This is a genomic window from Desulfobulbus sp. (genome assembly GCF_031547805.1).
Taxonomy (GTDB): domain Bacteria; phylum Desulfobacterota; class Desulfobulbia; order Desulfobulbales; family Desulfobulbaceae; genus Desulfobulbus.
In genome coordinates this window covers 88333-112160 of record NZ_JAVBRQ010000013.1, presented here as the reverse complement: position 1 = coordinate 112160, position 23828 = coordinate 88333, and the positions used below count along the sequence as shown (strand labels likewise).

Annotated in this window: 20 protein-coding genes and 1 riboswitch; of the genes, 1 reads left to right on the top strand and 19 read right to left on the bottom strand. The window is 64.9% G+C overall.

What is annotated here, in order from left to right; all coding sequences use genetic code 11:
- Positions 1-141: 141 nt before the first annotated feature.
- The 18 genes from cobJ to RMR13_RS04985 form a co-directional block, all read right to left on the bottom strand.
- Entirely contained in the window at positions 142-912 is a 771-nt protein-coding gene (gene cobJ / locus RMR13_RS05070) for a precorrin-3B C(17)-methyltransferase (protein WP_310599552.1), read from the bottom strand.
- A complete protein-coding gene (locus tag RMR13_RS05065; protein ID WP_310599551.1) occupies positions 909-1955 on the bottom strand; it encodes a cobalamin biosynthesis protein in 1047 nt (348 codons plus the stop codon). The genes cobJ and RMR13_RS05065 overlap by 4 nt, the downstream gene beginning before the upstream one ends.
- Positions 1927-2691, bottom strand: coding sequence for a precorrin-4 C(11)-methyltransferase (gene cobM / locus RMR13_RS05060; protein ID WP_310599550.1), 765 nt, complete (start codon positions 2689-2691; stop codon positions 1927-1929). Before cobM ends, RMR13_RS05065 begins: the two co-directional genes overlap by 29 nt.
- A complete protein-coding gene (gene cobI / locus RMR13_RS05055; protein ID WP_310599549.1) occupies positions 2681-3466 on the bottom strand; it encodes a precorrin-2 C(20)-methyltransferase in 786 nt (261 codons plus the stop codon). Before cobI ends, cobM begins: the two co-directional genes overlap by 11 nt.
- Positions 3463-4671: a precorrin-6y C5,15-methyltransferase (decarboxylating) subunit CbiE gene (gene cbiE / locus RMR13_RS05050; RefSeq protein WP_310599548.1), complete on the bottom strand. Its 1209-nt coding sequence runs from the start codon at positions 4669-4671 to the stop codon at positions 3463-3465. The genes cobI and cbiE overlap by 4 nt, the downstream gene beginning before the upstream one ends.
- Positions 4658-5743: a cobalt-precorrin-5B (C(1))-methyltransferase gene (locus RMR13_RS05045; protein WP_310599547.1), complete on the bottom strand. Its 1086-nt coding sequence runs from the start codon at positions 5741-5743 to the stop codon at positions 4658-4660. Before RMR13_RS05045 ends, cbiE begins: the two co-directional genes overlap by 14 nt.
- 10 nt (positions 5744-5753) lie before the next feature.
- Positions 5754-6377, bottom strand: coding sequence for a precorrin-8X methylmutase (locus RMR13_RS05040; RefSeq protein ID WP_310599546.1), 624 nt, complete (start codon positions 6375-6377; stop codon positions 5754-5756).
- A 93-nt stretch (positions 6378-6470) separates the two neighbouring features.
- Entirely contained in the window at positions 6471-7844 is a 1374-nt protein-coding gene (locus RMR13_RS05035; protein WP_310599545.1) for a cobyrinate a,c-diamide synthase, read from the bottom strand.
- Entirely contained in the window at positions 7841-8761 is a 921-nt protein-coding gene (locus RMR13_RS05030) for an ABC transporter substrate-binding protein (protein WP_310599544.1), read from the bottom strand. Before RMR13_RS05030 ends, RMR13_RS05035 begins: the two co-directional genes overlap by 4 nt.
- A gap of 23 nt (positions 8762-8784) precedes the next feature.
- Positions 8785-9603: a heme ABC transporter ATP-binding protein gene (locus RMR13_RS05025; RefSeq protein WP_310599543.1), complete on the bottom strand. Its 819-nt coding sequence runs from the start codon at positions 9601-9603 to the stop codon at positions 8785-8787.
- On the bottom strand, positions 9584-10624 hold the full coding sequence (locus RMR13_RS05020; protein ID WP_310599542.1) for an iron ABC transporter permease: 1041 nt from the start codon (positions 10622-10624) through the stop codon (positions 9584-9586). The genes RMR13_RS05025 and RMR13_RS05020 overlap by 20 nt, the downstream gene beginning before the upstream one ends.
- Positions 10624-11526 carry a sirohydrochlorin cobaltochelatase gene (locus tag RMR13_RS05015; protein WP_310599541.1) on the bottom strand — a complete coding sequence of 301 codons (903 nt, stop codon included), beginning with the start codon at positions 11524-11526 and terminating at the stop codon, positions 10624-10626. Before RMR13_RS05015 ends, RMR13_RS05020 begins: the two co-directional genes overlap by 1 nt.
- Before the next feature lie 143 nt (positions 11527-11669).
- A riboswitch (cobalamin riboswitch) is annotated at positions 11670-11858 on the bottom strand.
- 93 nt (positions 11859-11951) lie between these two features.
- A complete protein-coding gene (locus RMR13_RS05010; protein WP_310599540.1) occupies positions 11952-12824 on the bottom strand; it encodes a hypothetical protein in 873 nt (290 codons plus the stop codon).
- 18 nt (positions 12825-12842) lie between these two features.
- Positions 12843-14267 carry a pyridoxal-dependent decarboxylase gene (locus RMR13_RS05005; RefSeq protein ID WP_310599539.1) on the bottom strand — a complete coding sequence of 475 codons (1425 nt, stop codon included), beginning with the start codon at positions 14265-14267 and terminating at the stop codon, positions 12843-12845.
- Between the two features lie 292 nt (positions 14268-14559).
- Complete coding sequence (locus RMR13_RS05000; RefSeq protein WP_310599538.1) at positions 14560-15165, bottom strand: DUF4388 domain-containing protein; 606 nt, start codon at positions 15163-15165, stop codon at positions 14560-14562.
- 151 nt (positions 15166-15316) lie between these two features.
- Positions 15317-16510 (bottom strand): Xaa-Pro peptidase family protein, encoded by a 1194-nt coding sequence (locus RMR13_RS04995; protein ID WP_310599537.1) that lies wholly within the window; start codon positions 16508-16510, stop codon positions 15317-15319.
- A gap of 154 nt (positions 16511-16664) precedes the next feature.
- The gene (gene nspC, locus RMR13_RS04990; RefSeq protein WP_310599536.1) at positions 16665-17849 is read right to left on the bottom strand and encodes a carboxynorspermidine decarboxylase; all 1185 of its coding nucleotides are present in this window, start codon (positions 17847-17849) and stop codon (positions 16665-16667) included.
- The gene (locus RMR13_RS04985; protein ID WP_310599535.1) at positions 17846-19036 is read right to left on the bottom strand and encodes a saccharopine dehydrogenase family protein; all 1191 of its coding nucleotides are present in this window, start codon (positions 19034-19036) and stop codon (positions 17846-17848) included. Before RMR13_RS04985 ends, nspC begins: the two co-directional genes overlap by 4 nt.
- Positions 19037-19383: 347 nt before the next feature.
- Between RMR13_RS04985 and RMR13_RS04980 the strand changes: the two genes are divergently transcribed.
- Positions 19384-21726 carry an SLC13 family permease gene (locus RMR13_RS04980; protein ID WP_310599534.1) on the top strand — a complete coding sequence of 781 codons (2343 nt, stop codon included), beginning with the start codon at positions 19384-19386 and terminating at the stop codon, positions 21724-21726.
- Positions 21727-21818: 92 nt separating this feature from the next.
- Here the strand turns inward: RMR13_RS04980 and speA are convergent, their stop codons facing one another.
- Complete coding sequence (gene speA, locus RMR13_RS04975; RefSeq protein WP_409070261.1) at positions 21819-23720, bottom strand: biosynthetic arginine decarboxylase; 1902 nt, start codon at positions 23718-23720, stop codon at positions 21819-21821.
- Positions 23721-23828: the final 108 nt, after the last annotated feature.

Sequence of the window (23828 nt, the reverse complement as noted above, 5' to 3'; positions counted from 1 at the left end):
TCCGCCGGTCTTCTCTCCGGGCCGGGCGGCGGCAAGCGCCATCCGGCCCCATTTTTTCGCCTACCTCAAGCATGCCTTGGGCATTCCCTCGCTACCGGCGGCGGCGATGCCGCCACCCATTGCCGCCCGCCCCGCTTTCCCTCACAGCCCGTATTTGCGGTCATACCCCCTGGGAGTGACCATCTTGCCGCGCCAGACAAAGGTCTGGGAGTTGCCGACGATCACCGTGGTCTGCATGCCGATGTCCTCGTCGAGCATCCGTGCCAGGGTGGTCAGGCGCACAGTTTCGTGCGCGCGGGTGGCGCCGGAGACGATGCCCACCGGCGTGTCGGGGGAGCGGTGAGTGAGCATGATCTCCCGGGACCGGACGATCTGGTCGGTGCGTTTCTTGGACTTGGGATTGTAGATCACCACCACGAAATCGGCCGGAGCCACGGCCTCGAGGCGGCGCTCGATCAAATCCCAGGGGGTCATCAGGTCCGACAGGCTGATGGCGGCGAAATCGTGCATCAGGGGCGCGCCCAGAACGGCGGCGCAGGAGTTGAGGGCCGCGATGCCGGGGATGACGTCGATCGGCACAGCGGCGTCCGTTGTCCGGGCCAGTTCGAACACCAGACCGGCCATGGCGTAGATGCCGGGATCGCCGCCGCAGACCAGGGCGACCCGCCTCCCCTGCCCGGCCATCTCCAAGGCGGCGCGGCAACGGTCGATTTCCTGCATCATCGAGGACGAGAGCACCTCGCTGGCCGGGTTGAGGCAATCGCGCACCAAATCGAGATAGGTACGGTAGCCGACCACCACTTCGGCCGCCTCCAGGGCGGCGCGGGCGCGGGGAGCCATGAGGTCGGCGGCGCCGGGCCCGAGCCCGACCACCGCCAGGGAGCCGTTGATGCCATCCTGTGCTGTTGTCATGGTGTGCGTGTTCCTTGGGTTGTCGTTGCGAACGGGTCGGCGATCTCGGCCACCGCGGTGGTGACGTCGGTCCATTTCATCTTGGCCGCCAGCAGCGCGGCCCCCGGTCCGGCCCCGAGCAGGGCCGCCGGTTCGGCCACGGCCCGGGCGCCGGTGGCGCGCTCGACGATTGCCGAGGCGGCGATCCCCTCGACCCGGTTCAATGCGTCCTTGTCGTAAAAATCGATGTCCAGTCCCTGGCTGCGGGCATAGGCCAGCAAGCCCGCTTCGTCCCGCTTGAGGTCGATCGAGGCCAGGCGGGCGATGGCCCGGGGCGCGAGCCCGTGCGTCGCGCAGGTGGATTCGACCGCCGCGGCAATGGCCCCGGCGGCTGTCCCCCGGTTGCAGCCGATGCCGACCACCAAGGACCGGGGATGCAGCACGGCGCCTCGTTCGCCCGGCACCAGGCGGCTGTCGACGACCAACTCGGCCGTTGCCCGGTCGAGGTGCGGGTGCAGATCCGGCGGCAGTTTCGGCAGCGGATAGCGGCTCCAGATTGTGAGCGCACCCTGGTCGACCAGGCGGCCCATGGCGCGGGTGAAGGCGGCCTTGTCGCCGGGGACCAGCCCGAGGTCACGGCACCAGAGATCGAGCGCGGTGCGGCCCAGCACATCGGAGGCGGTGGTGAGCACCGCCTGGCCGCCGGTCGCGACCGCCACCCGCCGGGCCAGTTGGTTGGCACCGCCGAGGTGACCGGAAAGCAGCGAGATGGCGAAAAGGCCCAGCTCGTCGCAGACCACCACCGCCGGGTCCAGGGTCTTGTCGCGTAGCAGCGGGGCCACGGTGCGCACGACGATGCCGGTGGCCATGATGCAGACCATCTCCCGGTAATTGGCCCAGACCTCGGCCATCGTTGGTGCCAACCGCCCCTTGGCGGCGAAAAAATCGCCGCCAAGCGCCTCGGCCAGGTGGCGGCCCAGGACGCAGCCCCCCCTGCTCACCGCCACCACCGCCAAACGGCGGCTGGAGCCGGCCTCAGCGGTATTCGTGGCTGAAGCCGGCATCGTAGAGCTTGGAGACGATCCGGCTGTCTTCGGCCAGGGCCGGCCCGACCACGATCATCGCCGTCTTCCTGATTTGCGAATCCCTGATCTTGCCGGCAATGTCGGCCAGACTGCCCCGAACGATCTGCTGGTCCGGCCAACTGGCCCGCTCGACCACCGCCACCGGGGTGACGGCCGGGTAGCCGCCGGCCAACAGGTCGTCGACCACGGCGGCAATCATCGACACGCTCAGGAAAATGCACATGGTGGCCTGGGCCGTGGCCAGGTGGCGCAGCGATTCGCGCTCCGGTACCGGGGTGCGGCCCGCCTGGCGGGTGAAAATCACCGTTTGGGTGACCTCGGGCACGGTCAGCTCTTTCTTCAGGGCGGCGGCCGCGGCAAAGGCCGAACTCACCCCCGGCACCACTTCGTAGGGGATGCCGACCCGGTCCAGCCACTGCATCTGCTCGCGGATCGCACCGTAAATGGCCGGATCGCCGGTGTGCAGCCGCACCACCCTCAGGCCCTGCCGGTGCCCTTCGGCCAGCAGGTGCATGATCGCCTCCAGGTCGAGCGGGGCGCTGTCGTGACAGACGGCCTCGATCCCGTCGAGCAGGGCGGCGTTGACCAGGCTGCCGGCATAAACCACCACATCCGCCGCATCGAGCAGGCGACGGCCCTTGAGGGTGATCAATTCCGGGTCACCGGGGCCCGCCCCGAGAAACACCACCGGATAAACGGCCGCTTCAGGCTGCATGCTGTTCGGTTCCATTGGACACCCGTACCTTTTTCTTGCGGATCACCATGGTGGAAAAATAATGCAGCTTCCGGCCCCTGGCCTCGCGGATGTCGGTGTAGACCCGCTCGTCCTCCATGCCCGAGCGCTCGGTCAGCACCGCGCAGCCGGTGAGCTCCAGCTCGTCGAGCAAGTCGATCAGGGCGTCGATCCGGCGATGCACTTTCATCAGCACCACCGCGTCGAGGGTGGTGAGGATGGAGCGCAACCGCTCATCCTCGAAAGCGGCGGGCACCACTGCCAGGACATCGTCGCCCAGGGCGAGTGGGCTGGACTGCGAGGCGGCGCAGGCCGCCATGGCGGTGATGCCGGGGATCACGGTCACCGGGGTGAGCGGCCGTTGTTCCTGGATCATGGCCAGGAGATAAAAGGCGGTGGAGTAGAGGGTGGCGTCGCCCAGGGTGGGAAAGGCCACATCCTCGCCGCGGTCGAGATGGCCAATGACCTCGTCGGCCGACCGGCGCCAGGCCGCCAGCAACTGGTCGTCGGCCTCCTGGCCGAGATAGACCTTCTTCATCGGGAAACACAGCGAAAGCACGGTGCGGCCGTTGGCCGGCACCAGCTGTTCGGCGATCTGCCGGGCGCTGCTCTGGCCGCCCTTCCTGGCCGTGGGCACCGCCCAAACCTTGGCCTCGCGCAGGATGCGCACCGCCTTGTAGGTCATCAGTTCCGGATCGCCGGGACCGACCCCGACCAGATAGAGATGGCCGGTCCGCGAGCTGGGATTGTCGCTCATCGTTTATCGCCTGTGATAAGGGTTATGGGGTTGAATGCCCGGATCTCGTCGCCGGGGAGCCGGCGGCTGACGGCCAGGGTGCTGGCCGAAACCCGCATCCCCAGCCGTTCGAGGCAGGTCAGGGCAGCGGTTTCGGTCCGTGCGAGCACGGCATTGATCACCATCCGTCCGTTGTCGGCCAGCCGCGCCGCCGCCGCCTCGATAATCGCCTCCAGCCGCTGGCCACTGCCGCCGATGAAGACGCGGTCGGGAGCGGGCAGCCCGGCCAGGGCCTCGGGCGCCTCGCCGCCGACCAGGCGGATCGAGTAGGCGCCGAAGCGACGGATATTGGCCCGGATGTTGGCCTGTTCCGCTTCTCTCTTCTCGACGATGCGGATGGCCAGATCCGGACAGAGCCGGGAGGCCTCCAGCGAAATCGAGCCGGAACCGCCGCCGATATCCCACAGCACGCCGGTGGCGGGTAGCCGCAGCCGATGCAGGGTGGCGGCCCGGACCTCGTCCTTGGTGATCAGGCCGCGGGAGTGGACGATTTCGTCCTCGCCCAGCCCGAAAGGCGGCGGGGACGGCCAGGACGGCTGCTCGATCAGCATCATGTTCAAGGGGCCGAAAGAGCGGGCGGCAATCTCGGCCAGACTGCCGCCGGTCAAATGCTCGTCCCCCAGCCCCAGATTCTCGGCCACCCGGATGCGGATGGCGGCGATCCGCCCGGTGTCCTCGCAGGCGGCCAGCGCGTCCAGCAATTCGGCCGCCACCCGGTTTGGGCTGTTGCGACCGTCGGTGAACAGCATCGACCGCGGATGGCGGAGAATGCGGCCGGACAGGTTGTCGGCCAGCCGGCCGTGGCAGCTCAACAGGGCCAGGTCGTCCCAGGGGATGCGGAAGCGGGCGCAGGCCAGTTGCAGGGCCGACAGCGCCGGCCTGACCGTCAGCCGTTCCGGACCGAACCGGCCGATCAGGTTGCGGCCGATGCCGTAGAACAGCGGGTCGCCACTGGCCAGGACTGCCACGTCGCCCTCGTCCAAGGCGGTTTCCACCCGGTTGAGCATGGCCTCGACCGGGGCGATATCGATCACCGGCTGGGGGAGATCGGCCACCAACAAGCGATGGCGGTGCGAAGCGACGATGGCGGCGCAGCGACGCAAAAGCGGCCATTGCTCGGCGGCCAGGGCGGTGCCGCTGACCCCGATCAGCTCAATCCTCGACATGGACCACTCCCTCCTCCGCGGTCACCAGATAGACCCGCACCGGCAGCCCCGACCATTGCCGGGCCTGTTCCTGCGCCCGGCGGCAGACCGCGCCGACCAGGTCGTCGCGGCGCATCGCCTTCAGCCGCTCGTATATTTCGCGGGCGGTGTTGGCGTTCCGCAGGCCGGCGGCACTCTCCCGGTCCAGGCCGAGCCGGGCCAGCAGGTCGGCGGCCTGCCGGACCTCCAGGGCGCCGTTGCGGACATGGGTCTGGGGCACGGCCAGGGCCGCCTTGACCAGCTTGGCCCACATCGCTGCCAGATGAAGGCGGGAAAAGCCGTGCCGCCTGGCCGCCTCCAGGGCATAGCGCAGGTAATCGCCCATCATCACCTGGGCCTCCTCAGGCAGACGCAGCAGCCCCTGGACCATGGCCTCGGAGGTTCGGCCGGTGGACAGAATCGCCTCGGTGAGCCCCACGGCCCGGGCCACCTGCATCGAAGCCTCGATAGTGTCGGTCCAGGCCTTGGCCGATACCGGCCGCACGATGCCGGTGGTGCCGAGGATCGACAGGCCGCCGATCACCCCCAGGCGCCGGTTGAGGGTCTTTTCCGCCAGAACCTCGCCGTCGCGCACGAAAATCCGGACCTCCAAGGCATCGGCTTCGCGGCCCGAACCCTCCAGGGCCTCGGCCACCGCGGCCCGGATCATCTGCCGGGGAACCGGGTTGATGGCCGCCTCGCCCATCGGCACCGGCAGGCCGGGCTTGGTGACCAGGCCGACGCCGGGACCGTTGGCGAGGACGATCCGCTCGCCCTGGCCGGCGGCAAGCCAGCGGACTTCGGCCCCGATCTCGGCGCCGTTGGTGACGTCGGGATCGTCGCCGGCATCCTTGACCACGGTGGCCATGGCCGGCTGCCCGCCTGTACGGCACAGGGCGAAGCCATGCCGGGAGCCGTCGGGAAAGGGAATCTCCACCCGCTCCGGACACGTCCTGCCCAGCAGGCACAGGGTGGCCGCCTTGGCCGCCGCCGCCGCGCAGGCCCCGGTGGTGTAGCCGTTGCGCAGCGGTTTTTTTCTGCCCGGTGCAACCATGGCCGGTGAGTCAGGCCGCCAACCTGAGCAGGGCGTTGACCACCGCCACCGCCACCGGGGTGCCGCCCTTGCGGCCCAGGGCGGTGATGTGGGGATACGGCTTTTCCGCCAACAATTCCTTGGATTCGGCCGCGTTGACAAAGCCCACCGGCACGCCGATGACCAGATCCGGGGCAAAGAGCCCCCGGTCGATCAGCTCCATGGTCTTGAGCAGGGCGGTCGGCGCGTTGCCCACGGCCACGATGCCGATGCAATCGTCCACGCTCCGGGCCACGGCGGCGTCGGAACGGGTGGTGCCGTCCGCCTGGGCCAGGGCCGCGGTTTCGGGTTCCGCCACCCGGCAGAGCACCCGGCCGCCGAATCGAGCCAGCAGGCCGCTGGAAATGCCGCTGGCCGCCATGGTGACATCCACCAGGATGTTCTTGCCCGCCCGGATGGCCGCCAGGCCCGCGGCAACGGCCTGGGGATGGAAACGGAAATTTTCGGCAAAGGAGAAATCGCCGGTGGCGTGGATGGCGCGCCGGACCACGGCGAATTCCTCGGTGGAAAACCGGGTGGGACCAAGTTCGCGCTCGATGATCCGGAAGCTCTCGGCCTCGATGTCCTGGGGAGCGATGGGTTGTAAGGTGACCATGATCGTTGCACTCTCCGTTTGCTCAAGCCGGGCCCGCATGAAGCGCGCGGCACCAACTCTCCTGAATAATTAGCTGATTTCTCTCAAAGAAAACTAAACCTTCCCGAGATTGCCGCCCCATGACCGGCACGCGGCCACCAACCGCGCCGCCACTTCCGGGGTGCGGCCCCAATGGAGATGGACATAGCCGGCCAGGGTTGCCGCTTGCGTTTGGAACCCCTCGGGCCGTCCCGCCTCCAATGCATAGGCCGCCGGCACCGGTTCGGCACCGGTTTCGATGGTCGAGTAATGGAATTCGTGGCCGTGGAGCACCGTGCCCGCCGGTCCCAGCAGGCAATCCCGCACGATCCTCGGCCGGCGGTAGCCGAGGCTGCGCAATCGGGTCTGCATCCGGGCGGCGAACGGGTACAGGCCTGCCATGGTAAACACCTCGCCGTCCAGGTCGGCGATCGAGCGGCACAGATACATGAAGCCACCGCACTCGCCGTAGACCGGCCGGCCGCTTTCGGCAAAGGCCCGCACCTGCTCCCGCATGGCGCGGTTGCCGCTCAACCGGCGGGCATGCAATTCCGGATAGCCGCCGCCCAGATAGAGCCCGTCCAGTCCGGGCGGCAGTTGATCGTCGTCCAAGGGGCTGAAAGGAATCAACTCCGCCCCGGCCGTCCGCAGCAGGTCGAGGTTGTCCTCGTAGTAGAAGCAGAAGGCCGCATCCCGGGCCAGGCCGATCCGCACCGGCGCACCGCAGGAAGCCTCGATCGGCGCCGGGGGCTCCGGCACCGCTTCCCCGCCTCGCGGGGCCGACGCGATGTGCAGCAGCCGCTCCAAATCGACATGGGTTTCGATCAGCGCGATCAAGCGTTCCAGCCCCGCGCCGGCCAACGGATGTTCCTCGCCCATGTGCAGGCCGAGATGGCGCGAGGGAATGGTCACCGCCTCGTTGCGGGGCAGGCAACCGAGCACCGGCACCGTGCAGTGCCGACCGACCGCCTCCTCCACCATGGCCCGGTGCTTGTCCGAACCGATGCCGTTGCAGATCACCCCGACCAGCCGGACCCCGGCATCGAGGGTGGCGAACCCGTGCACCACCGCGGCCACGCTTTCGGCCGCCGAACGGACATCGACCACCAGGAGCACCGGCAGGTCGAGGCTCTTGGCCAGGGTCGCGGCCGAGCCCTCGCCGCCGTCGAACAAGCCCATCACCCCCTCGACCACCGCGATCTCCGCCTCCCGGCCATGGCGGGCAAAGGTCCGCCGGACCCAATCGACCCCGCACATGCGGACATCGAGGTTGCGCGACACCTGGCCGGCCACCATCCGGTGCAGGCTGGGATCGATGAAGTCCGGCCCGCACTTGAAGGGTTGGACCGCAAGCCCGCGCTTGGCCAGGGCGGCCATCACCCCCAGGGTGACCGTGGTCTTGCCGCAGCCCGAATGGGTGCCGGCAACGAGCAGGGCTGGACGGCTCATAGCCGCGAAAGACCTTCCTGGCCGTAGTCGGGATAGAGCAGCGAGCGGACAAAGCCGATGCCGTCGAGCAGATTCATGGTCGGCCGCGACACCATTTCCTCGTCCACCAGGAAGACCTGGTTGTCGCGGACCGCCTTGATCACCCCGAATCCCGGCTCCTTGACGATATCGTCCACGCTCACCGGATTCATCCGGCCACTCTGGGCCAGGTACAGGTCGATCCGGTCGGCCTTGGCCAGAATCCGCTCCTTGCCGTAGGCGGCGATGTTGGTTTCGCGCACCTGTTCGGCATCGGTGGCAATGTTGATCCCTCCGGCCGATTCCAGGACGAACATGGCGATGGAGGAAGGCGCGAAGGTCTTCATCTGCCGGTGGATGGCCTCGAAATAGACCCGTTTGCGCTTTTCCTTGGGAATCTTCCGCAACGGTTCGGTGATCGCGGCCATTCTCTTGGTGAAGGTCTCGACCATGACCTTGGCCTGCTGCTCACGGCCGGTCAGCCGGCCCAGGGTCTCCCAGTAGGGAAACAGCTCCGAGGCGGCGGTCGGCTGCAGGGACACCACCCGCACGTTGTTCTTTTCCAGGATGCGCACCAGGTTGGGATAGCCACGGCTGATCATCGGCCGGATCAGGACCAGGTCCGGCTTGAGGGCCAAAAGCCGTTCCGGATCGTCCTGGAATTGAACCACCGGCCGGCCGGACAGCTGGCCGTCGCCGGGGCCGCAGGCAATGATTTCCCTGTTCAGGCCCAGTTCGAGCAGGTTGGTGGTATGGGCCGGATAGAGCGAGATGATCCGCTTGAACGGCTGGGAAAACACCAGGGTGCGCTGCTCGCTGTCGACGATTGAGGCGGCGGCGGCAAGGGTGGCCAACAGGACCACGAGGCAGGGGGCGAACAGGAAAACTTTGATGCGCATGGGACAAACGGATGGGTTGAGGGTTAATGGGAGGCAGGCAGCCTGAAGCTCACCTGCCGGCACTGGGTGAAGGCATTGGCGGTCACCTCCGCCTCGACGCCGTAGACCGCGTTGATGGTCGCGGGCGTCAGCACCTCGTCGGTCGGCCCCTGGCAGATCACCCGCCCTTCCTTGAGGAAGATCAGGTGGTCGCAGAAAAAAGCGGCCAGATTGAGGTCGTGCATCACGGCCACCACCTGCATGTCCTGGCGCTCGAACCGGTCGCGGATCAGATGCAGCAGTTCCAGGCTGTGGTGGATGTCGAGGTTGGAGGTGGCCTCGTCGAGCAGCAGCACCGTCGGCCGCTGCGCCAGGGCGCGGGCCACGGCCACCCGCTGTTTTTCACCGCCGGAGAGCCGGGTGACCGGCCGGTCGGCCAGGGTGGCGATGCCGGTGACGGCCAGGGCCTGGTCGATCAGCGCCCGGTCGGCCTCGCTGGGGGTGGCGAAGCGATGGAGGTGGGGGTGGAGCCCCATTTCGACCACCTCGCGGACCGAAAACCCGAAGCGGACCATGAAATCCTGGGGCACCAGGGCCAGCAGCCGGGCCAGATGCTTCTTCGGCCAGGCCGCCATCGGCCGTCCCTGGAATTCGATGGTGCCGGACTGCGGCGCCTGCAGGCCGGCCAGCAGATCGAGCAAAGTGGTCTTGCCGCTGCCGTTGGGGCCGAGGATGCCGGTGCAGCGGCCGGAGCGCAGCTCCAGGCCGATATCGCGCAGCACCGGCGTGTCGCCGTAGCTGAAATGCACCTCGCGCAAGGACCAGAGCTGGCCGGTGTTCCGTTCAGAAAGCGGTGGCGCCATTCCGTTGCCGTCGTTTGAAGAGGAAACAGAAAAAGGGGCCGCCCAACAGCGCGGTCAGCACCCCGATGGGCACCTCCACCGGCAGCACCGCCCGGGTGAGGGTGTCGGCCACCAGCAGCAGCAGTCCGCCGGTGAAAAAGGAGAGCGGGATCAGCAGGCGGTTGTCCGGGCCGATCAAATGGCGGAGCATGTGGGGCACGATCAGGCCGACAAAGCCGATGATGCCGGATACCGAAACCGCCAGGGCGGTCATCAAGGTGGACACTGCCAGCAGCACCAGCCGCAGGCGGACGGTGTTGACGCCCAGCGAGGTGGCGGCGCGGTCTCCGGTAGCCATGATATTGAGATCGCGGCTGTAATACACGGCCACCAGGGTGCCCAGCAGGGCCGTGGGCGCCAGCAGGAGGATATTGGCCCAGGAGGCGCCGGCCAGGCTGCCCATCAGCCAGAAGATGATCAGGCCCACCTGCTCGTCGGCGAGGAATTTGAGAAAGCCGATGGCGGCCGACAAGATGGCGGCCACGATCACTCCGGCGAGGATCAGGCTGGTGGAGGAAAGCCGCCGGTCGCCGGCGGCGAGAAACAGTACCACCGCCAAGGTGCCCGCGCCGCCGCCGAAAGCGAAGACCGGGATGGTGACGCCGGGCGGCAGGGCAAGGCCGAAAATCTGGAGGACGATCACCAGGGAGGCGCCGAAGGCGGCCCCGGTGGAGATGCCCAGGGTGTAGGAATCGGCCAGGGGATTGAGCAGGATCGCCTGGAAAACCGCGCCGCTGACCCCGAGCAAACCGCCGACCAGCACCGCCGCCAGGATGCGGGGCATGCGCACGTCGGCGACCACGGTGGCGGCCACCGGATCGATGCCCGGGGGCATGTCCAGACCGCGCAGCTTGGCGATGAGGATGGCGAACACATCCGGAATCGACACGTCGAGGTAGCCGAGGGTGGCCGACAGGGCCACCCCGAAGACCAGCACCGCCGCCAACGGCAGCATCCAGACGGCAGCGGCCCGGCGGTTCATCAGCGCAGCTCCACGCCCGCCTCGGCCGCCGCCTGGGCGGCATGGTCGACGAAAATGCGGGCCACGGCCGGATGCTCGCCCAAGCCGCTGGTCACCGGTACTGTCTCGATCCCTTCCCGGGCGAACATCGACTGCCAGGAATCCTCCTGCGGCCCGGCCAGGTCGCGGGTGGCATGCTCGCCGGCCACGATGAGCAGGGGCTTGACCACGACCCGCCGCACCCCGTGCAGCCGCAGGTCGGCCAGCACCTCGGCAAAAGCGGGAAAGCCCTCGACCGTGCCGATCAGGGTCAGGATGTCGGGATACAGTTGGCGCATGCGGGCCGCGAATTCGAGATACAGACCGCCGGAGGGAAAATAGCGGTTGCCGTGCCCCATATACACCAGGGCGGCGTTGTGGCGGTCGGCCAGGGCGGCGTCGTCGGCCAGGGCCTGGGCCAGGATGCGGATGTCGTCGGCGTACGGGCGGTCGGGAGAATAGGCGCCCAGGAGCGGCCGGCCAAGGGCGATGGCCGCAAACGGCCGCCAGCGCGGCTTCATGGTGCGGATCGACAGCAGGCCGCGGACATAGGCGGCGAGATCGTGGAATTCCTCGGCCGGGGCGACATGGGTGGGCTGGACGACCAGGGAGGTGTAGCCCCGGTCCTGGAGGGTGGCGATGGCCGCCAGGATGCCCTCGATTTCAAGGATTTCCCGCGGCAGGCCGGGATGCTCCGCCAGGTAGGCGCCATTGTCGGCGCGGCGGTGCCAGATGCGGCGGACCTGGTTGGAGGTAAAGGCCAGCTTGATCCGGGTGTGCGGAAAAGCGGCGGCCATGGTGTCCCGAATGGCCAGTATCCCGTTCAAGGCGCTTACCACCGTGGTTCCGAACGTGGCCAGCACAATCGCCGTGTTGTCGTGCACCGCTGTCCCCCGGTCGTTCGCGACAGATGCGGCGGGACCCCGCCTTGGTTGCGGCCCGGACAAAAAAAAATCCCGGACCAAAACTGATCCAGGATGTCCCTTTTTTACCGCTGGAGTCTGTCACCGCCCCGTTCGCCTGCGAGGCCGGTGTCCATGGTTCAGGCAGGTCTTCTGACTTCCGGCTCATCCTCCTTCCGCGCCTTCCCATCCCGTGTCGGCATAGTGGCGGTCCTGCGGAATTCGTCCCCGGTTACAGCGGCGGGCCCGTTCCGGCATCGCACCGGATTCCCTTTTCATCCGTTGATACGGACACCTGAACCTCAATGCCGCCCATCCTACATGGGGCATGCGGCGAAGTCAAGCCGCGATTGCGGTCCGCACGGGAAAACGCGTGAAAGCCGCGACAAGCCGGGCAGATGCGTCGTTTAGAAAACGTCCTCGCCGGTCATGGCGCCGGGGGCCGACGCCACCAGTCCCGGCAGCAGGGCCTGCACCTCCGGGACCGTCCACTCCGGATGGCCGGAGAGCGTGGCCACATTGATCTGGTTGAGCCCCCGGGCGATTTCGTCATAGCTTTTTCCCTTTCGCCGCAGCCGTTGGATCGAGGCCGAAAGCTGCTCCCGGCTGAACCGTTTCCGCATCCCGACCGGACCGGGTCGGGCCGGTTCGCCCTTGGCCGGCTCCGGCTGCGACGGTGCGGTCGCAACCGGTTCGGGCTCGGACCGCACCGGTTCCGGACGTGGCGGCACGGGCTCGACGGTCGGCAGCACCACGGCTTCGGCCTCGTAAATATCCGCCTCCGGCTCTTCCGCATGCCCATTCCGGGCCGGCTCCTCGGCCGGGACCGGCTCGGCCACGGCAGGCATGGGCTTGTACTCCAGCTGCAGGCCCACCATCAGTCGCATCAGGTCGTCGATCTGCCGGTCGCGGCGCGCCAGCTGCTCGCGCATGTCCTCCAGCTGTTCACGCAGCAGCTCGATCTGCTGCTTGTAGGCCAACAGCAGATCGTCGAGGAAATCGACCCCGGCGCCAATCGCCGCCGACGCCCCGCCCACGGTCCTGGCCTCGCCGGCTGCGGTTTCCTCACCGTCGCGGGCATAGGTGGCGAGCAGCTGCCGCCCCTCGTCCCATCGATCCAGGTCGGCATAGCGGAAGCGGACCTCCTGCTTGCCGGTCACCGGGTTGAGCACCAGTTTGTAGGGCAGCCCCCGCTTGCGGTATCGACTGATGGATTTGGTCGAGACCTTGAGGAAATCGGCCGCCTCTTTCTGAGTCACCGTATACTCGTTGTCACTCATGTCCGCCTCGCTTGTCGATCATGGCCGACCACTCCTCTCGGCCAGCAGCTCCCGCCCGGTTGCAATAACCGATTGGAAGAAGCGGTCGATCTCGGGTTTGCCGACGTTGATATTGGTGATCAGCAGCCGCAGAACCAACTGGCCGTTGACGTAGCCCGTGCCGACCAGGGCGCGGCCGGAGCGGTGCATCCGTTCCCGTAGCGCCTTGTTGAACGGCTCGGCCGGAATGCCCTCCGGCGGCCGGAACCGGAAACAGACGTTGAAGGATTCCCTGGGCACCACCATCTCCAGCTCGGGCAGGCGGCCCACCTGGTCCTCGGCGTATCGGCACAGCTCCAGGTAGTGTTCCACCCGTTCGGCCAAGCCCTCCCGGCCGTAGAATTTCCAGTCGAGAAACCACTTGAGGCTGTCGACCCGGCGGCCGCATTGCAGGGACAGGGTGCCGAGATCGCGGATCTCGCCGTCCTCGCCCTGGCGGAAGATATAGGACTCGTCGCCGGCGCTGCACACCTCCCGCAAAAACGAGGGTCGGCGGTTGAACAGCAGCACGTTGCACATCAGGGCCGTGCCCAGCATCTTGTGGAAATCGAGGGTAAAGGAATCGGCCTGCTCGAGCGCGGGCAAAAACTGCCGCCGCAGCCGGTCGCTGAAGATCACCGCTCCGCCCCAGGCACCGTCGACATGCAGCCAGAATCGGTAGCGCTCGCGCAGCGCGAGCAGCGGCTCCAGCAGATCGTAGCCCCCCCGCACCGTGGTGCCGGCGGTGGCCACCACGAAAAAGGGTTTACCACCTCCGGCCACCACCTCTGCCAGCCGTTCTTCCAGGGCGTCGATGCGCATGCGGCCATGGCCGTCCACCGGGATCTTGAGCAGGTGGCTCGTGCCCAGGCCGAGAATGTTGGCGGCCCGGTCCATGGAATAGTGGGCGTCGGCGTTGACCAGGGCGAACAGCTTCTGGCCGCCGAACAGTCCCTGTTGCTTGACCTCCGGCCGCAGGCCGTTGCGGGCGGCCATCATGGCGAGCATGTTGGCGTTGCTCGAGCCGGTGGTCATCTGGCCGCAGCCCCCCTGAAAGCCGACCAGGTCGAGCATGGCCTGCAGCAGGTATTTTTCCATCAGGGTCGAAACCGGCGCGGTCTCGAAGGTGCAGGCCGAGGTGTTGGTGACGGCGGCGATCACCTCGCCGACCACCGACGGCAGGTTGGCGCCGGCCCACATGCGGTTGAGATAGGCGGGATTGCTGGTGTTGACGGCATGCGCCAGATAGTGCTCCACCCAGGTGAAGAGCGCATCCCAATCGCCCCGGCCGCGCTCGTCTTCAAGACCGAGTCGCTGGCGAAGGGTTCCGGGATCGAGGTAGTCGACGAACTTTCCCTGGTCCCGGTCATGATAATAGCGGATGACGAGCTGCATCAGCCGCTCGAAGATTTTGTCCTGCTCCATAGATCCCGTGCCTGCTCCCAGATCGATCCAGGCGCCGTCAACCACGGATCAAGCGCGCCTCGCCCAGGGGTTGCGTCCGGCCGGCGCGCATGGTTGGCATGCCTGGCAAAGATATTCCACGGCGAAACGGGCCGGGGCTGTTTTCGCCCTCAAGCATCGTTCCGATCATAGTGGAAAAATGATAGCTCTATACTACAGCAGCGATGGATAATCGAATAGAAAGTAGCCCTGCGGGCACAAGAACGGAGAGGAAAATCGATTGCAACGGCAACGGGCCCGGAGCCGGCCGGGATCAGGCGACGCCGTCCTCCTCGGTCGAGGAGACGTGATCGATATGCACCATGCCTTCGATCAGCAGGCGATCGATCCGGCCATACATTTGAATCTCGTCCGGTGCGGGTTCCTGGCCGGCGTAGAACTTAAAAGAGCCCTCGTTCCAGGAAAGGGCCTCGAAAAAGGCCTCCTTGATCTGGTTCAGCAGCGATTTATCCAGTAGATATGGCTGGGCATAGCCCTTTTCCAGGAGAAACTTGCCAAACCGCTGCCGCGTTCCGGACTGCTTGTACGACTGCAAACATTCCTGCAACTGCTCCTCGGTGATCGCCTGGGCGTCGAGGAGAATCTGGCCGATCTTGCGTTGGTTGGCCTTGAGCAGGCCGTGGATGAGCATTCCCTTGCGGAAGTAGAAAATGCCGCTGTTGTCCTTGACTTGGATCTCGAGCTTGCCGGTCAGGGCGGCGAAATCGAGCAATTGGAAGATGTTCTCGACCGGGATGGCCCCGATGTCTCCCTGGAGCGAGGCGGCCGGACCGGAGGCGGCCGCCGCGCGGGGCTGGACGGTGGGGATGGTTTCCTGTCTGGATTGTGGCTTACGCCCCGTGCGAAAAAAAGGATGCATAACGTCTTGATCGATGGTGATTCACTCGTTGAAAACATGCAAACCGCTACGTTCTAGCGTCTCGCAAAATCGATCCGGAGTCAAGCATATTTCCCGCAAGAGGCGGATCGGCCGTGGCCGGGTCCCCGCTCCTGGCGGAAAGCGGATCGGTTCAAACCCGGATGATGGCCTCCGGGGCGTGGGTCAGCACCTGGGCGCCCTGCGCCCTGAGCACATAGGTGTTTTCGATGCCGATGGCCCCTTCGGCGAACACGAATTTCGGCTCCAGGGCAAAGGTCATGCCCTCGGCCAAGGGCATCTTCACTCCTTTGGCGAAAATCGGATATTCGTCGAGTTCCAGGCCGACCCCGTGGCCGATGAAACGGACCCGGTCGTTGCCGAGCCCCATGAAATGCTCCTGGAGACCCAGGGATTCGGCCAGTTCGACGGACTTGTTGTAGACATCCTCGCAGATCGTGCCCGGCTTGATCATGGCCACCAGTTCGGCCTGGATCTCCAGGGCCGCGGCGTGGGCCCGGCGCAGTTGCTCGGAGACCGAACCGAGCACGAACATCCGGGCTCCGTCGGCGGTGTAGCCGTTGATCACGCAGGTGTAGTCGATGTAGACGATCTCGTTGCGGCCGACGGTTTTCCAGCCCGCGCCGTGCGGATTGTTGGCCGGGGTCAGGCCGCAGCCGCCCACCGGGCCGTCGAAGTAAGTGGGCGCCGCGCCGCTGGCGCCGACGGTCACGTTGCCCAGGAAGAAATCCTGGTTGAAGGCGCGCATCTTGGAACAGCCGCCGTAACCGCGCCGCCGCATGCCGGCCTCGAACAGGCTGGCCAGCTCGATTTCCGTCATGTTCTCGCGGAGCATGGACGGCACCTCGGCGAAGACCTGGTCGAGCACCTGGCAGGCCCCCTGCAAAAGGCCGATCTCATACTCGGACTTGACGGTGCGGATGCGCTTGAGCGCCTCGGAAATATCACTGAAGGTGGTCTCCTTGAAGACCTTGCCGTAAAATTGCCAGGTATTGTAGGGGATGACATCCAGCTCCAGCCCGAGGGTATCGATCGCAAATCCCCGCTCCTTCAGGAGCTCCGGGATCATTTTCAGGCTCTTGACATCCAGGATGTTGTCCAGCGGCGCTTCCCGGCAGGCCCGCTCGAAGCTCTTGCGCACCATCAGCAACGGCGCGCCGGTTCGGGGGATGAAGAGGTGGCTCGACTGCGAGGTGCCGCTGAGGTAGAACAGGTTGGTGTGGTGGATGATCAGGGCACCGTCGAGCCCCATCTGGTCCAGGGTTTTCTGGAACAGCCGGATGCGGGCGTCGACTTCACTTTTGGGCGTATACAGCATGTCTTGCATGGATTCCTCTCTGTTGGCGAGTATGAAAACAACATCCTGTGTCGGCTACTTGTGCGGCGATGCGATGCTCGCCACCCTATTCAAGAAATCGCCATCTGTCAATGACCAGCCACGGGGGCGTTCGGGGCGCGGTTGCGGCCGCGCCCGGTCCGGCTCAGGACAGTCGGGTCTTGAAGTCTTCGTAGCCGAATCGGCGGACCGAAAAAAATCGGTCGTCCTCCGGCCGGTATCGGACGATGGAGGGCAGCTGCACGCCGTTGAAAGTGTTGGTCTTGACCATGGTGTAGATGGCCATGTCGGTGAACACCAGCCGATCGCCGGGGACCAGGGGCCGGTCGAAGGAGTATACACCCGCCACGTCGCCGGCCAGGCAGGAAAGCCCGCCGATCCGGCAGGTCCACGCCTTGTCGCCCGCCTCGCCCGAGCCGACGATGTGCGGCCGGTAGGGCATTTCCAGGACATCGGGCATGTGGGCCGGCACCGAGGCATCGACGATGGCCACCGGCATGTCGGCCCGGACCACGTCCAGGACCGTGGTGACCAGATAGCCGGCGTTGAGGGCCACGGCCTCGCCGGGTTCCAGGTAGACTTGGGTGCGCCAGCGCTCCCGGAAACGGTTGACGATGTCGACCAGCAGATCGAGCCGGTAGCCCGGCCGGGTGATGTGGTGGCCGCCGCCGAAGTTGACGTAGGCCATGCGGGGAAGGATATCGGCAAAGCCGCGCTCCACCGCGGCCACGGTCCGCTCCAGGCAGTCGGCGTCCTGCTCGCAGAGGTTGTGCCAGTGCAGGCCGCCGATGCCATCGAGCAGATCGGTGCGGAAATCGGCCCGCCGGATGCCCAGCCGCGAGCCCGGCGCGCAGGGATCGTAAATTGGGGCCGCCCCTTCCGAATGCTCGGGGTTGATGCGCAGGCCAAAGGCGATGGCGCGCCCGGCCGTCTTGGCCTTTTCCTCGGCCAGGGAGCGGAACCGCTGCCACTGGCCAAAGGAGTTGAACACCAGGTGGTCCGAGGTCGCGGCCAGTTGGGCGATGTCATCGGCCGAATAGGCGGCGGCGAAGCTGTGGACCTCACGGCCGAACTCATCTCGCCCCAGGCGCGCCTCGTGCGGCGAACTGCAGCAGACCCCGTCAAGCGTTTGCCGCAGGAGCGGAAAGACGCTGAACATGGCAAAGCACTTCAGGGCCAGCAGGATCTTGCAACCGGTCCGCTCCTTGACCCCGGCCAGGATGGCCAGGTTGTCGGCCAGCAGGCCCTCGTCGACCACGAAGGCCGGGGTGGCCACCCGCGCCGGATCGAATCGGCAGGCATGCCTGCCGTCATAGCGGGGCTCGCTCACAGCTCGACCACGGTCCAGGGCAGGCCATGGGCGTTGAGATCGGCCATGAACGGATCGGGATCGAATTCCTCCATGTTCCAGACGCCGGCCCGCTGCCACCGTCTCTGCAGCATCATCTTGGCGCCGATCATCGCCGGCACGCCGGTGGTATAGCTGATCGCCTGGGAGCCGACCTCGCGGTAGGCCTCCTCGTGGCTGCAGATGTTGTAGATGTACATCCGCTTGGCCTTGCCGTCCTTAACGCCCGTGAACACGCAGCCGATGCAGGTGCGGCCGCGGGTCAGCGGGCCCAGCGAGGCCGGTTCCGGCAGCACCGCCTTCAAAAACTGGATCGGCACGATCTCGCCGCCCTGGTACTTGACCGGGTCGATGCGGGTCATGCCCACGTTTTCCAGCACCCGCAGGTGGGTGAGGTAGTTCTCGGAAAAGGTCATCCAGAAGCGGGCCCGCTTCAATCCCTTGAGGTTCTGCACCAGGGATTCCAGCTCTTCATGGTACATGAGGTAGCATTTTTTCGGGCCGATGCCCTCGGGGAAGTCGTAGGTCATGGACCAGGAAAGCGGGTCGGTTTCCACCCATTCGCCGTGCTCCCAGTAGCGGCCGCGCTGGGTAATCTCGCGGATGTTGATCTCCGGGTTGAAGTTGGTGGCGAAGTGCTGGCCGTGGTCGCCGGCGTTGCAGTCGATGATGTCCAGCTGGTGGATCTCGTCGAAGTGGTGCTTCTGAGCCCAGGCGCAGTAGACATTGGTGACGCCGGGATCGAAGCCGCTGCCCAACAGGGCCATGATGTTCGCCTTCTCAAACCGCTCCTTGTAGGCCCACTGCCACTTGTACTCGAACTTGGCCACGTCCGGCGGCTCGTAGTTGGCGGTGTCGAGGTAGTCGACCCCGGTTTCCAGGCAGGCGTCCATCAAGGCAAGATCCTGGTAGGGCAAGGCCACATTGAGCAACAGGTCCGGCTTAACGCGCCTGATCAGGGCCACGGTCTCGGCGACCTGGTCGGCATCGAGCTGCTCGACCGCCACCTGCACGCCGGTGCGTCCCTTGACCGAGGCGGCAATGGCCTCGCACTTGGAGACGGTTCGGCTGGCCAGGGTGATTTTCGAGAACACTTCGGGAATCTGGGCGCATTTATGGACGACGACACTGCCGACGCCGCCGGCACCGATGATGAGCACGTGGGACATGGGGGACCTCTTGTGGTGGTAAATGGATGAAGAAATAGTTCAGATGCCTCTATGACATGAAAGAGAGAGATGAATCCGCACCGCAGGATCTTGACATGTTAAGGTGCTGCAATCATCCACCTGCGAATATCCCGGATTGGTTGGGTTTTGCTCTGCCTTGCCAAATGATAACGCGGACAAAATATTCATCATACCATCCTGGCGGGACAAGTGAAATCTTGTAACACAGCATCCCTTGCCAGGGGGAAACGGGCTTTTTTTCAAGATTCACCGGATTCAGAGAGACATTTCACCAAAACTATGTTGAACAACGTATTAAAAAAATTTCTACTCCCGAGAACAGCCTCATGACGCATCTGATTATTCTGGTTGCCATTATTCTTGCAGCCTTGGTTCTATTTATCGGCGGCTGGATTGCCGTTGACGTGACCGGCCTGCTTGTGCTCTCCGCCCTGGCGCTGACGGGGCTGGTGTCATCCACGGAAGCATTGGCCGGCTTCAGCAGTTCGGCGGTCATCACGGTAATGGGCATGTTCATTCTCACCGCCGGACTCACCCGCACCGGCGTGGCGTATCGTTTAGGACAGCCCATTCAGCGTCTTGCCCAAAACAGCGAAGCGGTCATCATTGTTGCCCTGATGGCCGCAGCCGCTATTCTTTCGGCCCTGATCAATACCACAACCGTTGCCTCCATCATGCTACCGACCACCATGGAACTGGCACGGCGTAGCGGCCGGTCCCCGTCCCGATTGCTCTTGCCCATGGCCCTGGGTTGTCTCCTCGGCGGACCTTTTACCGGCATCTCCACCCCCTCGAATATCCTGGCCACCGATGCGCTTGCGGCCGCAGGGTTCCCGCCCTTCAAATTGCTTGATTTCACGCCAATTACCGCGGCTCTCGTGGTTGCCGGCATTCTTTTTGTCATTCTTATAGGCAGACGGATACTTCCCGGCTCCAGCAAGAAAAAAGATGTTGCCTACCAAGGCCCTCTGGAATCCTCCTATCAACTGACCACCCACTTGTTCACTCTCAGGATCCGGCACGGCTCCAAACTTGCCGGCCGCACGTTGATTGAAAGCCGCCTGGGATCAGCCCTTTTCTTGACCGTCTTGGGTCTTAAACGCCGGGGCGAACTGATTCTTGCCCCCCGGCCGCAAGAGAAACTCCAGGAAGGCGACACGATTATTGTTCACGGCCATCCCAATCATCTGCAATATTTCAACGGCCATCAGCATCTTTGCGTCGAAGCGAATCACGAAATGAACGAACAGATGCTCCAAGGTTTGACCATGGCGGAAACCGTCATCATTAAGGATTCCCCCTTCATCGGCACCACGGTGGCTGAAAGCCGGCTGCGGCAAAAATATCGGGTCCATGTGCTTTCGCTGCACACAGCCCAGGGAGAGGCGGTCCAGAATGTGCGGCGGCGCCCTTTTGCCCTTGGCGACCGCCTGCTCCTTCAGGGAGAGCAGCAGGCCCTGGAAAAACTGGTTGCCGACGGTCTTGTTGCCCCGCTCTGTTGTACCCCGGTAAACTCAATCAACCAACTGGTCACAGAGCAAACCTCACTCCTGCCCATGCGCGTCCCTGACGGGTCGATTATGGTGGGGCGAAATCTTGTGGAAAGCCGGTTGGGCAATGCCTTTGGCCTGACCGTCATCGGCATCTTCCGGGAAAAGGCGCTATTATTCATGCCATCCTCCGAGGAAATTATCCAAAAGGATGATTTGCTTATCCTGCAGGGCACGAAATATGACCTTGAAGCGCTTGTAGGCTTGCAGGCCCTGCTCATTGAAAGGCCCTCTTCCGGTCTGATTGCCGAGTTGGAATCCCAGCAGGTCACAGTGACGGAAGTCCTGTTGTCGCCGCGGACAACGCTGGCCGGCCAGACTCTGGCGAACCTGCTCTTCCGCGATCACTACGGGCTCAGTGTGCTGGCTATCTGGAGAAAAGGCCAGGCCCATCGGCTCCATCTCCAAGATATGCCGCTGCAATTCGGCGACGCCCTCCTGGTTTATGGACAACGCCAGAGCCTGGAGGCCGTGGCCCGTGACCCCAACTTCCTTGTGCTTGACAAGGAGGCGACCCAGGCGCCGCTGATGAACAAGGCGCCCTACGCAATAGCCATCATGATCGCAGTCCTGCTCAGCGCCATCCTCGGCTATGTTCACATCTCCATCGCCGCCCTCACAGGCGCCGCCCTGATGGTGCTGTTCGGCTGCCTGACCATCGACGAGGCCTATCGCGCCATCGAGTGGAAGGTCATTTTCCTGGTTGCCACCATGCTGCCGCTGGGCGTAGCGGTCCAAAACACCGGCGCTGCCGAACTGGTGACCAGCCACCTGATCCCCATGGTCGGTGGTCTCGGTCCGCGCTGGGTGGTGGCTGCTCTTTTTCTGGTAACAGTGATTGGCACCCAGGTTATTCCCACCGCCCCCCTGGTGGTTCTCATGTCGCCTATTGCCCTGAGCACCGCGGCATCGCTCAATATTTCACCGCAGCTCCTGATGATGACCATTGCCATCGCCGCCTCGTCAAGCTATGCCAGCCCCCTCTCCCATCCTGCCCATCTGTTGATTATGAGCCCGGGCGGGTATCGCTTTATCGACTACATCAAGATAGGAATTCCCCTGACCCTGGTGATCATGGCCGTTGCGATCTGGCTTCTTCCCATACTGTGGCCGGCCTGAAACGCTTTGCAACCAGGGCGCTGCCTCATTTTTTCCGGTTGCGGACGAACCCGGATGCGGCCGCCTCGCGCCGATCCGCTCCGGGCAAGGTATCACCTCTCAAAATACGTATACCCTCTTAACCCCGCCTCATAGGCATCGACGATCTCGCGTCGTTCCTGGGCGCTGATCCTGCCGGTCCGCACCGCCTGCTCGGCGGTCTCGCGGAAGCGGACGAAGAGCCGCTTGGGGTCGTACTGCACATAGGAGAGCACCTCGGCCACGGTATCGCCTTCCTGCTCGCTGACGAATTCGAACTCGCCCTTGTCCTGGATGCGGATGGTGACCACGTTGGTGTCGCCCAGCAGGTTGTGGAGGTCGCCCAGGGTCTCCTGGTAGGCGCCGACCAGAAAGACGCCGAGGATATATTCCTCGTAGGGCCGCAGTTCGTGCAGGGGCAGGTAGCGCTTGACGCCGCGCTTGTCGATGAACTGGTCGATCTTGCCGTCGCAGTCGCAGGTGATGTCGGCCAGGATGCCCTTGCGGGTCGGCTCCTCGTCGAGCCGGTGGATGGGCGTGATCGGGAAGAGCTGGCCAATGGCCCAGGAGTCGGGCAGCGACTGGAACACGCTGAAATTGCAGTAATAAAAATCCGACAACACCCGGTCGAGGTCGATCAGTTCGGCGCTGGGGTTCTTCAGCTCCTTGGCCAGGCGGTTGATCTCGTTGATCGTGGTCCAGAACAGCTGTTCGGCCAGCGAGCGCTCGCGCAGGCTGATCTGGCCGGTCTGGAACAGCCGCCGGGTCTCATCGCGGTAGAAGATGGCGTCGTTCAGCACCTCCTGGATATTGCGAATGGTCAGGCCCTTGAGCGCCTGGTGCATGTATTCCAGCTGCGACGGGCAGTTTTCCGTCAGCTTGTCCGGCAAGGGATCGGCATGGAACCGGGTGACGTCCAGGATGTTGAACAGCAGGATCGAATAGTAGGCCACCAGGGCTCGGCCCGATTCGGTGACGATGGTCGGGTGGGGGATGCCGTCGTCGGAAAGCGAGGTCATCACCGCCTCGATGATGTCGGTGCAGTATTCCTTGAGGGTGTAGTTGCGGCTGGAAAGGAAGTTGGATTGCGAGCCGTCGTAGTCGACCGCCAGGCCGCCGCCGAGATCGAGGTATTCGACCTGGGCGCCCTCCCTGATCAGGCCGGCGTAGACCCGGCAAGCCTCGTTGACCGCGGTGCGGATCTCGCGGATATTGGAGATCTGCGAACCCAGGTGGTAGTGGACCAGCTTGAGGCAGTCGAGCATGCCGGCGCTGGCCAGCAGGTCCACCGCCTGGATGATCTGGCTGGTGTTGAGTCCGAAGATGGAGCGTTCGCCGCCGGACTCCGACCAGTGGCCGCCGGCCTGGGCCGACAGCTTGATGCGGATACCGAGGATGGGCTTGGCGTTCAGCGCCTTGGACCGCGCGATGATCAGCGGCAGCTCGTCCGGCATCTCCACCACCAGGATGCAGGTATAGCCGATCTTGGTGGCGTAGAGGCCCAGGTCGATGAATTCCTCGTCCTTGTAGCCGTTGCAGATCAGCACCGCCTTCTTGTCGTTCATCATGCCCATGGCGGCGATCAGCTCGGCCTTGGACCCGGCTTCCAGGCCGTGGTGGTAGCGGGAGCCGAACTGGGCGATCTTTTCCACCACCTGCTGCTGCTGGTTGACCTTGATCGGATAGGCGCCCATGAAGGCGCCGGTGTAGCCCAGCTCCTCCATGGCCGAGCGGAAGGTTTCGTTGAGGCTGGTGATCTGGGCGTCGAGGATGTTCTCGATGCGCAGGAGCACCGGCATGTCGAAACCGCGCTCGCGGATGCCCTTGGCAATCTCGGCGATGCTCACCGCCCGTTCCACCGCGCCGGGTGCGGGCATGACCATCATGTCGCCGTTCTCGGCCACGAAAAAATAGCCGCCGCCCCATTCGCTGACGCCGTACAGATCCGCCGACTTATTGATATTCCAACGTTCCATGGTGTAGTTCACCGATCTTGCTCCTCCACAGGCTTCGGGTCTTTTCTGTATACTCAACGGCATGGCGATGCGTCAAGCAAGGCGCGCCATCCTCATTCATCGCCCGCG